Genomic DNA, 15,594 nt, shown 5'->3' on the forward strand with positions numbered 1-15,594 from the left:
ACAGTTGCCACAGGATCCGATATTGCAGTTATCGAAGATGATAAAATAAAATCACTCTATCTCTTTTTAAACCATTCAAAGAACACTACAACTTTGTGAGTTATTAAAGATTCGGATGAAATATAAAACCGTAACCGTAGAATTCTTAATGGTGAAGTTTTGAGAATTTAATATATATTTAAGTATCTAAAATTTTTATATGCTTAAAGACTTTGAATTTTATCTTTTCCTGGTTTTCTTAATAACCATGCTGATCATGCTGGCCAATAAAATTAAAGTTGCATACCCTGTTCTACTGGTGTTAGCAGGGCTTCTGATAAGTTTTATTCCGGGTGTGCCAGCCGTTAAAGTAGAACCTGAATTATTATTTATCATTTTTTTACCTCCTTTACTCTACGAAGCGGCATGGTCGACCTCATGGAAAGAACTTTGGCGATGGAGAAGGATTATTTTCAGCTTTGCTTTCGTTGTCGTTTTCTTTACTGCACTTTCAGTTGCTGTTTTTGCCAATTATTTTATTCCCGGCTTTTCTCTGGCTCTTGGTTTTTTACTGGGAGGTATTGTTTCGCCGCCTGATGCCGTGAGTGCAGGAGCAATTTTAAAGTTTGTAAAGGTTCCGAAAAGACTGGCATCAATTCTTGAAGGAGAAAGCCTGCTGAATGATGCTTCTTCTTTGATTATTTTCAGGTTTGCGATGATTGCTGCTGCGACCGGACAGTTTGTTTGGCATGAAGCAGCCGGAAGCTTTGTATGGATGTGCTTCGGTGGCTTGGGAATCGGACTGGCCATTGCATATGTCTTTATGAAAATTCACAAAATGTTACCTACCGATTCAAATATGGATATTCTGCTGACCTTTATTGCACCGTTTTCCATGTATCTGGCAGCAGAGCAGCTTCACGCGTCCGGCGTTTTGGCTGTTGTAACCGGTGGACTGTTTCTCTCATACAGAAGCCATGATTTTTTAAGCAGTGCATCAAGAATACGTACCGTAACCGTTTGGGAAAGCCTTTGTTTCCTGTTAAATGGGGTAGTATTTATGCTTATCGGTCTGGATTTGCCGGAAATTGTCTCAGGCTTGGGCGACACAGATATCTATACTGCTATCGGTTACGGAGTTGCAGTCACCATAGTTTTGATTATTGTAAGAGTTTTAGCGGGGTATGGAGCACTGGTTACAACTTTAGTTATGAGAAATTTTATTACCGTTGCCGATCCTGAGTCACCCGGCTGGCAAACACCCTTAATTATTGGATGGACCGGCATGAGGGGAGTAGTTTCTTTAGCGGCTGCACTTTCCATTCCCATGACGTTGGATGACGGGTCTCCTTTTCCACAAAGAGATATGATTCTGTTTATTACATTTATTGTAATTCTGTTGACACTGCTTTTACAGGGGCTTACCCTCCCTTTTTTACTTAAGAAATTTCCTCCGGTAGACCGGGACTTTGTGAGAAGTGTGAAAGAAATCGATTATGACATTCAGAACAGTCTGGCAAAAGTGGCAGTCGATAAAATTCGGAACGACTATGCTGACAAAATAGAAAGTTTTCCGGCACTGAAAGATCAGTTGCAGAAATATGAAAATCAGTTGAGCAGTTCTGAAATTATTCTAAATTATGAAGAATACAGGCATATTTATATTGACATTCTCAACACTCAAAGAAGCTGGCTGATCCATAAAAATCGTGAAGAATTGCTACTTGATGAAAATATCATTAGAAAACATTTGCGTTTATTGGATTTACAGGAGGAAAGACTGAATATGAAAGGCTGATGGCTTTTCAGTCATAATTTAAAATATAACAAACTTTAAAAGCATTTAATGTGCAATAAATTCAAGTTCTCTCACATAAATTCTTATTTGTTTATAAAAGGAAGAAAATATTATAAACCAACGCTTGAAATTGTGGTCGTCTATTTAGTAAGATTTATTTCTCTGATGTTATCTCTTCTGGCATTATTTTATCAACATAAACAGAAAGATAAAAAATGAAAGATTTGCTATTTGAAAACTGGGAAAAGTTAGGGAAAGTCGCATTGATGACCATAAAAATAAAAGTAGATTTTTCATATTGAATTAAATTTTGACAATAAGTTTTCAGGATATGTCTTCTGATATTGAGGATTCAATATGGCTCGCTGATCCGAAAATTTTGAAATTCGCTCCATTGCACTAATTTATATTACAGATAAGACAAATGATCAGGTCTTTCTAACATACAGTGAAACTGCTTCGGCCAGTACAGAAGAATTTAAAGATGTAATGTTTTTTATAAATAGGTTGTCATATAATAGATGGAACCTGAATAGAATAAGATCATCCGGTCGTGGTCAATATCTTGTAAAATAATTAATGATATTTGAAGTGGTCACGGAGATCTTTTAAACCCAATTGAAAATATTGATTCTATATACTAAACATTGTAATATGAAATATAATTATCTTGTTCTTTTGATATTTTTATTGTTTGCCCAAAATATACCAGCTCAGCAATCGGATGAGCAGGCAAAAATAATGATTAGTGAACAGGCAAAAAACGAAGTTCTGGATTCGCTTCTTCAAAAGCTGAATGACTATTATGTTTTTCCTGAGGTCGCCGTCAAAGTTGAAAATAGAATCAGGCAATACAAGAAGCAAGGATACTATCTAAAAATTACAGATGCTAAAACCTTTGCGGAAACCTTGACCGATCAACTTCTTACCATTACCCACGACAAACATTTGAGAGTTTATTACAACAAGGAGGAGGCCAATCAGCCAACATCATGGGAGGCTGAAAAAGAAAAAGCAAAAAATATTCAGCGATTTAAAGTTCAGAAAAACTTTGGCTTTACAAAAATTGATATACTGGAAGGAAATATTGGATATATGAAAATAGATTCTTTTTTTCCTGTTAATGACGCTGCCCAAACAGCAACTGCCGTAATCAACTATTTAGCAAACACCGATGCATTGATTATCGACCTTAGGGCAAACCACGGGGGCGAACCGGAAATGGTGCAGTTCTTGGCAAGTCATTTCTTTGATTCTGACCCGGTACATTTAAACGACATGTATTGGAGAGAAGGCAGCAGAACTGTACAATATTGGACGTTGCCATATGTGCCGGCAAAACGTTATTTAAACAGACCTGTGTATATTATCATCGATGACAAAACATTTTCAGCTGGTGAGGAATTTACCTATGATCTGCAAGCATTAAAAAGAGCAACCGTAATTGGCAAAACTTCGGCAGGTGGTGCAAACCCGGGAGATGAAGTTAAAATTAAAGGACAGTTTGTTGCTTTTATACCCAATGGAAAAGCTATCAACCCTCTAACAAAAACAAATTGGGAAGGAACGGGTGTAAAACCGGATATCGAAAATTCAGGAAAGGATGTATTACGTGAAACACATATCATTGCACTACAAGATCTTGTTAAAACCACTTCCGACAAAAAATTGAAAGAATATTTCCAAAAGAATCTGGATAAAATACGAACAAATGCAAATTCAGCAGCATTGAAATGAAAATTTCAGAAACAATCTGTTTTATATAAGGTCCTTCTCGGACTACAGGCAAGGAATGACCATTGAAAGCATCTAAGTAGATTTCACAGATATTCATAATTGTCCATCTGTAAAAATTCTGATGAAATTTTCCTTATAGGTCTCACCAATCGGTACCTCCCCATCATCAAAATTGATTGAATAGCTATCAAATGAAATAATATGTGCAGTGTTGACAACATACGACTTGCTGACCCTTATAAAACTTGGCAAAGGAATTTTCTGATGAATGGTTTTAAGATTCATCGGCGCTATGATTTTCTGTGATGTGGTATGGATCAGGGTGTAATCCTTTAAACCTTCGAGATATTTGATATCTGCAAAATTAACCTTATAAAATTTCTTTTCAGATCTTATGATCATGAACTCCAACGTACTTTTTTCCAGCCGGTTTTCCTTATTTGCCGCCAAAAGATCGTTGTAATGCATGGCTTTATCAACTGCTTTTTGGAGCCTTTCATTATTAAAGGGTTTTAAAAGATAATCGATGGCATCCAATTCATAGCTTTCAAGTGCATATTGAGGATAAGCTGTCGTGAAAATGACCATACTGCTTTTGGGTATCTTCTCAACGAATTCCAATCCCGTTGTTTTGGGCATTTGTATATCAAGAAAGACTAGATCTGTGCTATGTTCCGAAAGGAATTTTTCTGCAGCCACGGTATTTGAAAAGCTTCCGATAACCTGGGGGCCGGAAATCTCCTGTAACATTGAGTGTAACTCCTCTCTTGCTAATGGTTCGTCATCTATTATGATACAATTCATATCGGAATTTTTAGGTTAATGGAATATTGCTTTAATGAAGGTGAAATCTCAAGGGCATAATCACTTTTGTCGTATAAAAGCTGCAAACGCCTGTTAATATTTTTAAGTCCCAGGCCTCCGTAAAGATTCTTAACCACCTCCTGATCTGCGGAGACAGAATTAATACAGGAAAAGTATATTTCTTTTTTGGTAATGGAAAACACGATATTGATATTACTCTCATTTTCCATAATATCTGCGCTGTGTTTGACCGCATTTTCAACGAATGGCATAAAGAGATTAGGAGGTATTTTGACTGATTTAAAATCCGACGATCTATCGTGGGTTTGAATCGTAAAATCAAAGTGGTCTCTTCTTACCTTCTCAAGGCTTAAAAAATTGGTTATAAAATTGATCTCTGATGTTAATCTTATTTTTTCATTGCTGCTTTCATATAACTGGTATCTCAATAAGTCGGATAATCTCACGATAATATCGGTAGCCTTTGAAGGATCGTTTCTGATCAGTGCCTTTATATTGTTGAGCATATTAAACAAAAAATGTGGCATGATCTGATTCTTTAATTCGTTAAGCTCCAGATTCATGGTCAGGGTTTTAAGCTCAGACATTCTGTCGCTGTCTTTGATCCACCTTTGCAGAAGTTTTATGGTCGTGGTGAGCAAAATGAATAGCATAACGAAGTTTACGCTTGCGAAATATTCATTGATCTCAAAATTTTTGTGCGGATCATTGATATGATACTTAGCAAAAAGATCTCCAATAATGGCAATGAGAAAGACAAGCCCCAGGATACAGAGTAGTACTACAGTCAAAAAATAGGCAACGTACTTTCCTCTAAAAAAGAATAATGGGACAATGAAATACATATTGATATAGATCATCGTGACAAAAGTCAAAAATACCACGAGAAACAGAAGATACCTTGAGTTTTCCGTAAACTCAGAAGTAAAGTTGGCATTAGCCAATAGCGAGAACAGCCACAGCAAAAGCAGCATATGCCTTAAAAGGCGATAACGTGCATCTACTAAAAAGTTGATGATACCACTGTTTTTATTGTGTTGGTAGACTTTCATACTCTATTATTATTACAAAAATAGGTCATTTACAATAGTTCGCTTTAAAATTTATACAAAGCAGCAGTTTTTGGCTACCAAAAAATAACCGGATTTTGGTAGATGCCCAGGGGTGTTTGGTATAAAAAAATAAAAACCAACACCGAAAATCGCTTGTTTTGCTTCGTAAATATGATCTATGAAGGTTGAGGATTTTCTAAAAATTGTTGAAGAAATAGAGCACTCCTGTCTATCAGTACAGCAACAGGAAGAAATGATCACAAAGGTTGCAGATCTTAGCCGTTTTATTCGATCTTACGATCCATCCATTGAGATCGTTAGCTGGATGCGGTACAGGGTAAGCATTATACGACACACGGAAGCAGATAAGGGAGTTATCTTTTGTGATCATAAGGATCTGTTTTCAGCAAATACATCTTATTCCAATGCGAGCCTGGCTAACTTAAAAAAACTTGAGCAGCTGGAAGACCTATGGCTCGTCGTTATCAGCAGTGGTGGGACTAATGATCTGAGATCATTAAAAAACATGATCAATGATAGGTCACTTGATAAGATCTGCGATAAAATATTCAGCCTTGATTTCTTACAGTCTCAGGTTCAAATCATAAAATAATAATTACATTTTGAAAGCAAAATTCTCTTTAACAGCATTAATGTTCATCAGTACAATCTGTTATTCTCAGGTAAAGGACAGCACATCGGTAAAAACGATGGCTTATATTGCAGAAAAATTTCCAATTACACGGGTCCTCAATATAGAATATGATCATCTGACACCTTACACTTTTACTTCAAAATTAAGAGAGCAGGAAATACCGGAAGCAAAGGTCAGGGATTTCTACAAAGCAAGGATGAGTGCCAATATCAACTTAATAAAAAGACCGAAATGGGTGCTCGGCACAAATCTCAATTACCGGTACCTTTCCATAAAAACTTATACGAAAGATCCGGCAGAAAACATAGATTTCGGAAGCCGGGAGGACTATCACTATCATTCCGAAAGCTTGAACCTGACTTATTTTTCAAAATTGTTTGGCAAGATGATGATCTATACGGGAAGCATTTCAGTAGATGGCAGCGAACGACATTTTGAAAGACTTAGAGGGATAGCCACGGCAACGATGGTCCTAAGAGCCGATGCTCGGACGAAAATGACCGTTGGGCTTTTGGTTGCGATAGATCCTACGGTGCAGACGCCGGTTATTCCGGCATTCACTTATGAACATAAATTCAGCCACGGTCTTATTGCCGATGTCATTTTACCAAAGAGTGTCTACCTTAGAAAAAAAATTACGGAAAACAGCAGACTGTCTGTTGGTAGTGAACTTGATGTAACATCGTTTTATCTCTACAATATAGACCCTGCAAATAGAAAATATGAATTCCGGCAGATCGAGATCAATTCGGGACTGATGTATGAACATTATCTTGGAAATTCTTTCGTTGCAACATTTAAAGGGGGAGCGAAAAGTATGATGAGGAGCAGGGTATTCGAGAAATCTGCATCGTATGGATCGTATGTTTTCCAGGCAAAACCGGAGGCTGCATTTTATGTGAACGTGGGACTGTCTTTCGATCCGTTTATTAAAAAGACAGCGGAGAGGTAAAATATTGTTAAACAGTTAGTTTCACTAAAATTAAATTACAATGATTACTGATTTCATTTTTATTGGTAGTTTTTATGAAAAATCCCAGCTTTGCCTGCTGGGATTTTAAATTTTGTGATCTTGTTTCTTCGATTCTTCGATGGAAACTTTTCTGAATTTTAAAAGAAATATTGATTCAGTTCTTCAATGAAACTATTTTCAGAGGGCTCCCATCCTAATTTTTCTTGGGTTTTCAGACTTGTTGCGGGACAATCTGCTCCGACAAAAAACGTCATCCATGTAAAATATTCTGGTGCTTGTTCTGGAGACAAAGATTTCACAGGAATATCAAATTTATCACCAATTAACTCTGCAAATTCTTTCATTGACAATGGTTTATCATTATTAACGGCATTATATCTCGCTCCAACTTCTCCTTTTTCAAGTGCTAAACGAAATAATTTCGCAGCATCTACACGATGAACAGATGGCCAAACGTTATTTCCTTCTCCAATGTAAGCCGCTAATCCTTTAGCCTTTGCCAGCTCAGCAAGCATTACTCCAAAGCCTCCTTTGAAACCCGATTCAGAATTTCCATAAACACTTGGGGAAAGTCGAACGATGGATGCCCTAACACCAGATTCTGATAAATCTACGAAAGCTTTTTCAGAGAATCTGATTGATTCTGCCGGTGCTTTACTTTCCTCTGTGATTTTTCCGTCGATAAGTGGCAGTCCTAAGGTTCCGCCTGTCACCACAATGGGTTTATCCGTTCCTTTCAACACTTCTCCCATTGCTTCAATGGCTTTCTGATCTTTGAGCGCATTACTCTGATAATCTGAAAAATCATGAATAAAAGCTGTATGGATAACGCCATCCGCTTCCATTGCTCCTTTTTGCAAAATATCAAGACTATCCAAATCGCCCATTAAAACTTCTGCTCCTGCTTCTCTAATGGATTTTGCAGATTCTTCCGAACGTGCCAATCCAAGTACCTGATGTCCGTTTGATAATAATTCTTTTACAACTGCTGAGCCTACAAATCCTGAAGCTCCTGTTACAAATACTTTCATATTCTTAAATTTTATTTGTTATAATTTCTAATACAAATTTAGTTGTGGATGAATCCTAAAAACGAGGTCATTTGACACAATTTTTATATTAATTCAATAAAAAGAATTAATTTTATATATTATTTAGGTTTGAAAATGTCAGAGATTCTTAAAAATTACTTTCAGAAAATCCTTCCCGATTTCACGGATGAAAAGTTCAATTTCATTCTATATAAAAGTCAACTGATAAAGCTTCAGCGTAAAGCGATTGTATGCAAGCAAGGCGATATTTGCAATTTGAAAATCTTTGTGGCAAAAGGCCTACTACGAAATTATTCAATCTCTGAAGACGGTAATGAACATATTCTTCAGTTTGTGAATGAAATGTCCTGGACAACAGATCCCGAAAGTTTCTACAATAATTCGCCTTCTAAACTCAATATCGAAGCAATGGAAGTTTCTGAAATCTTCGCTTTCAATCTTGAAGATTTTGCTGAACTGAGAGAACAAATTCCTGAACTTAATATTTTTGTAGAAAACATTCTGACAAGAAAATCTATGGAAATCCATAAACGGCTTTTGATGAATATCAGCAGCAATCCTGAAGAAAAATATCTGGATTTCATCAACACTTATCCTGACATTTTCAATCGAGTTCCTCTGCATATGGTTGCTTCTTATCTGGGGCTTTCGAGGGAAACATTATCGCGTGTCCGTAGAAATATTCTGAAAACTGTGATTTAGATACCGATTACTTGAATATAACACAGGCTTATAAAATATGATGCGTTAATTGACTAATAGTATTTGCGTAAAAAATCTTTAAAATTCAAATCATATTGAAAAAAATACACCAAAGCATATTATTACTTTATTTTTTCATTCAGCAAACTAATCGTATAGCTGTAACTGTATTTTTTATCGAGCAATTGGTATTCCTCATGAGGATATGCTCCCCAGCTGTCATCACCCCCAAGTCCGCGTTGTTTAAGGTCAATGCTTAAAAATACCTGATGTCTCGGTGGCAGATCAACAGGATGCTGCTGCTTTTTAGTCAGACCCGGGTCAAGATCTTCCACACTATGGTTAATGGCAGTAAAAGCAATAGACTGCGTACCTTCCACTTTTATTCCGCTGCCAGATTCATCGGTCAGGGTAAACCAACGAACATCCGTTTTATTGCCACTCTCTTGCGGACGGATATATCCTTTATAGTATTGATTCTCTATCTTATCCTCATAAATACCAATAAAGGAAGCGCTGTGCCGGTCAATATAGTTCTCGTATGGGCCTCTTCCATAATATCTGAGGTTGTTATAGCTTCCGGGCAATGTGGTACGCATTCCAAAGCGCGGTAGTTCAGGAAGCTCTTTACCGGTCATATCCATTGTTGCGGTGATCTGTACATCCCCATTATTATGGATAAAATAATTGATCTGGTAAGGTACATCGATGCCGGCTAGTTGCCATTCGACCTGGATTGTTAATCCGTTTTCAGTTTGTTCTCCAACGGTAATCTTTTTTAATTTTTTCTGGTCATGGGCAGAACGCCATAAGCCCAATTTTGAAGGCATGCCGTTTCCGAAATCATTATCGGTAGGAGCTCTCCAGAAATAGGGTTCCGGAAAATTATTGAAATTACTGTCGTTTTTGCTATATCGTATGAACTTTCCTTTTTGCAGGTCAAATTCACCTTTTATATCACCAGCAGTGAAATTCAACTTTTTATTATCATTTGTAAATACTAATTTTGGTGCTGTGGATGAATATTTGTCAAAATAAGAACCTGCATAACTGAACTGCTCTTTGGCGATCTCTGATCCGGAAGGCAACATTTCTGTAGCTGCTTTTGTATAGGCATAGAGATTAAGGAAATATTCGGTTCCTGCAATCGATTTATATTGTGGAAGGTTAAGCTTAAGATTTTTTGACTGGTGAGGATCGAGCTGAACATCAAATGTTCCTTCATCTACTTTTTCACCATTCCTAAGCAGTTGCCATTTAAATGCATATTGGTTAAGATTGGTAAAATCAAAGATATTTTCGATATTGATTAAACCTTTGCTAAGGTCTTTTGCGGTAAAAATTATCTTCTGATACATCTTTTTTACTTCATAAGCACCAGGATCAGGAGTCCGGTCAGAACTGATGATCCCATCGGCTATACCATTCTCATCATTCTGCCAGTAAAATGATCCCAGATCACCACCATAAGCCCAGAATGTCTTGCCGTTAGCATCTTTGGTTTTAATACCCTGATCTACCCAATCCCAGATGAATCCGCCCTGCATATTCTTACTTTTCCGGATAATATCAAAATAGGTCTGCATATTACCGTTGCTATTGCCCATTGCGTGTGAATATTCGCACATAATGTAAGGTCTTGTCTTAGTGGCATCGGCAGCATATCTTTTCATATCGGCGATGCGAGGGTACATAGGAGCTACAATGTCCGTGTTCCAGTCTTGCCCTGCCTGCTCAAACTGTACCGGTCTGGAAGTGTCCCGGCTTTTGATCCATTTGTAATTATCATGGAATACGGGTCCATTACCACACTCATTACCTAAAGACCAGATAATAATAGAGGCGTGATTTTTGTCGCGTTCTACCATTCTTACAATTCTGTCTGTGTGTGCCGGAGCCCATTCCGGAAGGTAAGCGGGGTGTACTGTCTTATCAAACCCGCCCTGTAGTTCTGCGCCCATACCGTGGGTTTCGATATTCGCTTCATCTACGAGATATAACCCATATTGATCGCACAACTTATACCATAGCGGATCATTCGGATAATGCGAAAGCCGCACAGCATTGATGTTCAACTCTTTCATTAGTTTTATATCTTTCAACATTAATGCTCTGGTGGTGGTATGGCCGGTTACATCATCGTGTTCATGGCGGTTTACACCGTGTACGGAGATCGACATTCCATTAACCAACAGCCTTGCATTCTTGATCTCAACTTTACGGAAGCCCACTTTTGAAGCAGTTATGCTGATCACCGTTCCATTTTGATCTTTAAGGGTTAGCACACAATCATATAAATTGGGTGTTTCTGCATTCCATTTTAAGGGATTTTTTATAGTAGTATGAAACTTCAGGGTTTGAATGCTGTCTGCATTTACGCTAAAGCTTTCCTGTTTGTTATAAATAGCTTTCCCTGACTTGTCCAGAAGACTGAGCGTTAAGCTTCCACTTTTAAGATCGTTCCCTTTAAATTTGCGAAGATCTACATCGGCACTGAACAATCCGTTTTTGTATTGAGCATCAAGATCTGCCTTCAGAAAAAAATCCCATATCGCTAACTTTGGTAATGCATACAGGTAAACATCTCTCTCCAGACCGCTGAGACGCCAGAAATCCTGATCTTCCAGATAGCTGCCATCATGCCATCGGAATATCTGTACAGCGAGCAGGTTCTGTCCTTTTTTCAGATATTTAGTGATGTCAAATTCTGCAGGAGTCTTGGAAGCTTTGGTCATCCCAACTTTCCTGCCGTTTACATAAATAAATGCACATCCGGAAATAGAACCGAAATGAAGTAATATCTCTTTCTTGTCCCAATCTTCAGGAACGGTAAACGTTTTTCTGTAAGTACCTACCGGATTATTTGGTCCTATAAAAGGCGGAGTTCTGGGATGCGGATAGGTAACATTGGTATAGATCGGTATACCGAAACCATTGAGCTCCCAATTGGAGGGAACTGTTAAATTAGCCCATCCGGAATCGTCTAGTGTAGTTTTGTAGAAATCTGTAGGTCTGTCTTTGTACTGGTCTGTATAGCTGAATTTCCATTGTCCGTTCAGAGATTTATAGTTAACTGATCTGCCATAATCATCGGAAATGGCATTTTGCTGATCATCAAAAGATACGAAGGTGACGTGCGGCTTTTCTTTTCCCTGATCAACAATTCTGGGATTTTCCCAATCGTTATTTTGGGCTGTAACAGATACAAAAAAGAAGGAGAGTAATATAAAAGCTATTATTTTTAAATTCATGACAGGCGTTTTCACGGTTTATTATGATAAACGAATTTACAAAAAAAAGCTTTCTTATATTCATTAAGCTATCACAGCGGATATTGTTTGTTAAAATATGCGATTAATAACAGCAAATTGTAAAACTTAATCTCACAAAATAATAAGAACCGTTTAAATAAAAGGAGCCCGATATAATTACCGAGCTCTTGTAAAAATGTATCACCTTATTATAAGTCCAACTTTACGGGGCATTTTAAATGTAGAGAATGCCTTTTATTACTCTATTTACAATATCAACAGCATTATAATGGTAATAGCTTTTGCTTGATGCTGCATACGCTTGTAGGTTTACTTCCGGCTGTTACGGCATTGAGGAATGCGCTTACTCCAATTTCTTCAAAATAAGCATTGATATGTTGATAGAGTATCTGACCAACAAAATTGCATTCTGCAATCGACTTTTGGGTTGATGAGCAGGCGCTATCGGAACAATCATCTGCTATCATCGGTCCATTTGCCGGTAAGACTTTTTGAAAGGTGCCGGCAAATTGCCCCTCTCTGTCTGGGTCGGAACAAATGTAGGGATTGCTACCATCATTATTAAGTAGCAACATTTTATTAAGTCCGAACAAGATAGTTTTAACAGCCAGCGGGGTATTAAGTTGTGTGCCATAAATAGTGTCTATATATGACTCAAAACCTTTTGACCAAACTTGAGGAACGATGTCAAGACTATTCCAGATTTTGCAGTTGAACTGTTGCCATTTCACGGCAGGTTCGGCCTGTGGTGGAAAAGTTGTCTTCAGATAATTGACATAATAGCTGTTGCCTACATCCGGACCAGCAAGAGCATAAGTTCTTGTTGTCCAATTTTGAGCTTTAGCATGTGTGGGTATATCGGAATAACTAGTATCGGCACCAAACAGCACGAGAGCGAGTGCCGGCGATAATGCTCCTCCCAGGCTATGTCCGGCCACAGTGATAATGGCATTTGGGTCGTCCAGTTTAGAGAAAAAGTTTGTAATAGAATTTGCTGAGTTTAAACCAAGCAGAAGATTAATACCATTTAATGTACCGTGTGATATCCTGATGTTGTTAGGTGTCGGACAATATGGCCAATCAGCAATTTTACCACCCAATAAGTCCTCATTTATTTCATCAAAGATAGATGTTGGTTTAGTACCGGCAATAGAAACGACATATTCATTTACGCCTGTAACTGTCTGGCTGGGGTATTTGAATATGATCATGGTATTTGTGGCTGTTGCAGTGTGGTCTTTAGTTATATCCTTAGGTTCTACAACAACATAAGGTCCCCAGGCGACGGTAACATCTATCGGAAAATCAGCAGCAGCAATAATTCCGGGCAGATTTTTTGCAAAATTGTCCTGAATTGCCTGTGCAGCCGAAGCTGGATCAGTTACATTATCTTGCTTAGGTGCGAAGTTTGAAATCATAGACATGATAAATGTCATTTGATAATCATTGTAAGTCATATGGTTTAGATTTTTAGATTAAAGGAAATTATTGACGAACAGGGCTATTTTATATTTGAATTATTATATACTACATTTCCTCCCAGCCAGGTTTCTAGTACTGTAATATTACGCATATTCATGCTGATCTTGTCATGAGGCATACTTAATGGATCTTCTGCTAGGATAATGAAATCTGCGAAATGTCCTTTTGGCAAAGAGCCTGCCCATTTTTCCGCATAACATTGCCATGCTGCATCATAAGTGGCTGCACGCAAAGCCTCTTCGGGTGTCAAGCATTCTTCTTTATTGAGAACAGGGGTGATATCATACTCTGGTGGATGCGATTCCATCACACGTGTAATGGATTGTTCCATCATTCTTAATGGTCCAATGGGGGTTACTGTATGATCACTATGGAGGGAAATCCTTAGCTTTTTATCAACAGCGGATTTGCAAAGGTCTAGCATATCCACTTTATCATATCCGTCCAATTGCTGGCCTTTGAAGATAATATCCTTAAAAATGAATCCCCAATAACCTACATGACCAATTAAAAAACTAGGTGATATGCCTAATTCTGCCATTTCATCAAGCTGCTTACGGTTGCTGAATAAAGAGCAATGCTCGATGCGGTTACGGAGTGGAGTTCCTACATATAATTTTAGTGCCTCACGGTAGGCGTCTATGGTAAGACTTACGGCCTTATCACCATTAGCATGGATCATTATAGGCCATCCCTTGTCGATCATGATCGATTTGATCAATGCTGGATAACTATCCTCCGGATGGAAATCAAATATACCGTCCTTATAAGTTTCTGGGAAACAAGCGTAATCTTCCGATTGGTAACCTGTAAGTCCTTGATTCGAACCATCTGATACCACTTTTACATGCCCGAAATAAAGATCACTATATTCTTTCGTCGCTTCGTATGGTGGCAAATCAGGAAACTCCTTCATACTCTCACAATATCTGGCACCGCCCAATCGCACACTTAGATTATTGGAATTTAAGTATTTGTTGAGATACTTGAGATATTCAGGATTAAGAATGGCATCATACATAGATGTTACACCCCTTGAATTGGCTTCAGCAAAAAAATGATCAAGATTTTTATTCATATCTCGGTTTGCTAAAGCCATAATTTGTGATTGAAAAGTGCCAAAGGCATATAAAAGGCCTGTTTCTTCTTGTAATAAACCACGTCCCTTTTCTTCAAATTCCTTTTCTGTCGCATACCCTGCGGCTTTAAGGGCAGCTTCGTTTTTCTTATATACTTTACTTATCGTTGGACTATTTATATAGACAGTATGTCCGGAAGCGCTAATTACCATTATCGGTATTGTTCTACTTACCTCATTTAAAAACATATAGTCAATGTTTTGGAAGTTATCCTTAGAGAAAGGAGTAAGCAAAGCAGGATCGAGACCATTAGCAAATAAGACGGCATCTTCAGATTCTGGTGGTAGGTTGGCCTTCAGTTGTTCCTTAACCCAGTTTTTGTCATAGCCTTTCCTGATGTTTTGGCCGTCGAACGGACCTACATCTACGAAAGAAGCCATCAAACCTGAGAAAACAACATGTATATGAGGCTCGAAAAGCCCCGGCAACAACGTCTGGTTGGTTTCGAGATGCCTCACCGTATATTCATCTTTAAAATTGGCATCCATTTCTGCGGTAACCAATGATAGGCTGCCGGTAGCAACCACCCGACCGTCGGCAAACCCGATAGCTTCTACCATGTCGGCTTTACCGTCTATCATCGGCCTGATAATACCTCCTGTAAATAGAATAGGCGCAGGCTGAACAACTTCAGGTTTCTTTTCAGGCAGGCCTGCGGTCATCAGCGACAGGTTTTCAGGCCCAAAAAGATCATTTTTTAATAATGTAACGATGGGATTGGTACATGCGCAAAAACACATATGATCATGACCGTGAGAGCATTCTTCCATTTTTGAAAAGTTTTATGGTTATTCAATGTCGTTTTAAATAGTATCTTTAAAAATTAAAATTACAGAAGTAGTAATTTTTATCTTTCAGTAGTATTACCTGTTTTTTTATTTTAGTATTTATACTGATTTTATCATTACCTCGTGAATTTTAAATAAAA

General features: G+C 37.8%; 11 protein-coding genes. 5 read left to right on the forward strand and 6 right to left on the reverse strand.

The genetic code is table 11. The annotated features are described in order from the left end of the window. Positions 1–199 precede the first annotated feature (199 nt). Positions 200–1,777: a Na+/H+ antiporter gene (locus BMW64_RS05485; RefSeq protein WP_089999010.1), complete on the forward strand. Its 1,578-nt coding sequence runs from the start codon at positions 200–202 to the stop codon at positions 1,775–1,777. A gap of 654 nt (positions 1,778–2,431) precedes the next feature. After that, on the forward strand, positions 2,432–3,514 hold the full coding sequence (locus tag BMW64_RS05490) for a S41 family peptidase (RefSeq protein ID WP_089999011.1): 1,083 nt from the start codon (positions 2,432–2,434) through the stop codon (positions 3,512–3,514). Between the two features lie 93 nt (positions 3,515–3,607). On the opposite strand, the gene BMW64_RS05495 is transcribed toward BMW64_RS05490, so the two are convergent. Together BMW64_RS05495 and BMW64_RS05500 are read right to left on the reverse strand one after the other, a co-directional pair. Further along, complete coding sequence (locus tag BMW64_RS05495) at positions 3,608–4,318, reverse strand: LytR/AlgR family response regulator transcription factor (protein ID WP_089999012.1); 711 nt, start codon at positions 4,316–4,318, stop codon at positions 3,608–3,610. Beyond that, a complete protein-coding gene (locus BMW64_RS05500; RefSeq protein WP_089999013.1) occupies positions 4,315–5,391 on the reverse strand; it encodes a sensor histidine kinase in 1,077 nt (358 codons plus the stop codon). The genes BMW64_RS05495 and BMW64_RS05500 overlap by 4 nt, the downstream gene beginning before the upstream one ends. 178 nt (positions 5,392–5,569) lie before the next feature. Between BMW64_RS05500 and BMW64_RS05505 the strand changes: the two genes are divergently transcribed. Together BMW64_RS05505 and BMW64_RS05510 are read left to right on the forward strand one after the other, a co-directional pair. Continuing rightward, positions 5,570–6,004 carry a hypothetical protein gene (locus tag BMW64_RS05505; protein WP_089999014.1) on the forward strand — a complete coding sequence of 145 codons (435 nt, stop codon included), beginning with the start codon at positions 5,570–5,572 and terminating at the stop codon, positions 6,002–6,004. A gap of 10 nt (positions 6,005–6,014) precedes the next feature. Continuing rightward, on the forward strand, positions 6,015–6,998 hold the full coding sequence (locus BMW64_RS05510) for a DUF6268 family outer membrane beta-barrel protein (protein ID WP_228400848.1): 984 nt from the start codon (positions 6,015–6,017) through the stop codon (positions 6,996–6,998). A gap of 158 nt (positions 6,999–7,156) precedes the next feature. Here BMW64_RS05510 and BMW64_RS05515 read toward each other — a convergent pair whose 3' ends face one another. Then, positions 7,157–8,050 carry an SDR family oxidoreductase gene (locus tag BMW64_RS05515; RefSeq protein ID WP_089999016.1) on the reverse strand — a complete coding sequence of 298 codons (894 nt, stop codon included), beginning with the start codon at positions 8,048–8,050 and terminating at the stop codon, positions 7,157–7,159. A 135-nt stretch (positions 8,051–8,185) separates the two neighbouring features. On the opposite strand from BMW64_RS05515, the gene BMW64_RS05520 reads away from it, so the two are divergent. Continuing rightward, entirely contained in the window at positions 8,186–8,773 is a 588-nt protein-coding gene (locus tag BMW64_RS05520) for a Crp/Fnr family transcriptional regulator (protein ID WP_089999017.1), read from the forward strand. Positions 8,774–8,895: 122 nt separating this feature from the next. Here the strand turns inward: BMW64_RS05520 and BMW64_RS05525 are convergent, their stop codons facing one another. The 3 genes from BMW64_RS05525 to BMW64_RS05535 form a co-directional block, all read right to left on the reverse strand. Then, a complete protein-coding gene (locus BMW64_RS05525) occupies positions 8,896–12,024 on the reverse strand; it encodes a beta-galactosidase, LacZ type (protein ID WP_089999018.1) in 3,129 nt (1,042 codons plus the stop codon). A gap of 284 nt (positions 12,025–12,308) precedes the next feature. Then, positions 12,309–13,502: a lipase family protein gene (locus BMW64_RS05530; RefSeq protein ID WP_089999019.1), complete on the reverse strand. Its 1,194-nt coding sequence runs from the start codon at positions 13,500–13,502 to the stop codon at positions 12,309–12,311. Between the two features lie 44 nt (positions 13,503–13,546). Then, a complete protein-coding gene (locus BMW64_RS05535; protein WP_089999020.1) occupies positions 13,547–15,436 on the reverse strand; it encodes an amidohydrolase in 1,890 nt (629 codons plus the stop codon). Between the last annotated feature and the right edge of the window lie 158 nt (positions 15,437–15,594).

The organism is Chryseobacterium taichungense, from assembly GCF_900109935.1.
Taxonomy (GTDB): Bacteria; Bacteroidota; Bacteroidia; order Flavobacteriales; family Weeksellaceae; genus Chryseobacterium; species Chryseobacterium taichungense.

Coding starts and splice junctions, on each gene's coding strand:
- BMW64_RS05490 (WP_089999011.1), top strand. CDS start 2,432: ATGAAATATAATTATCTTGTTCTTTTGATATTTTTATTGTTTGCCCAA.
- BMW64_RS05495 (WP_089999012.1), bottom strand. CDS start 4,318: ATGAATTGTATCATAATAGATGACGAACCATTAGCAAGAGAGGAGTTA.
- BMW64_RS05530 (WP_089999019.1), bottom strand. CDS start 13,502: ATGACTTACAATGATTATCAAATGACATTTATCATGTCTATGATTTCA.
- BMW64_RS05485 (WP_089999010.1), top strand. CDS start 200: ATGCTTAAAGACTTTGAATTTTATCTTTTCCTGGTTTTCTTAATAACC.
- BMW64_RS05515 (WP_089999016.1), bottom strand. CDS start 8,050: ATGAAAGTATTTGTAACAGGAGCTTCAGGATTTGTAGGCTCAGCAGTT.
- BMW64_RS05505 (WP_089999014.1), top strand. CDS start 5,570: ATGAAGGTTGAGGATTTTCTAAAAATTGTTGAAGAAATAGAGCACTCC.
- BMW64_RS05520 (WP_089999017.1), top strand. CDS start 8,186: ATGTCAGAGATTCTTAAAAATTACTTTCAGAAAATCCTTCCCGATTTC.
- BMW64_RS05525 (WP_089999018.1), bottom strand. CDS start 12,024: ATGAATTTAAAAATAATAGCTTTTATATTACTCTCCTTCTTTTTTGTA.
- BMW64_RS05535 (WP_089999020.1), bottom strand. CDS start 15,436: ATGGAAGAATGCTCTCACGGTCATGATCATATGTGTTTTTGCGCATGT.
- BMW64_RS05500 (WP_089999013.1), bottom strand. CDS start 5,391: ATGAAAGTCTACCAACACAATAAAAACAGTGGTATCATCAACTTTTTA.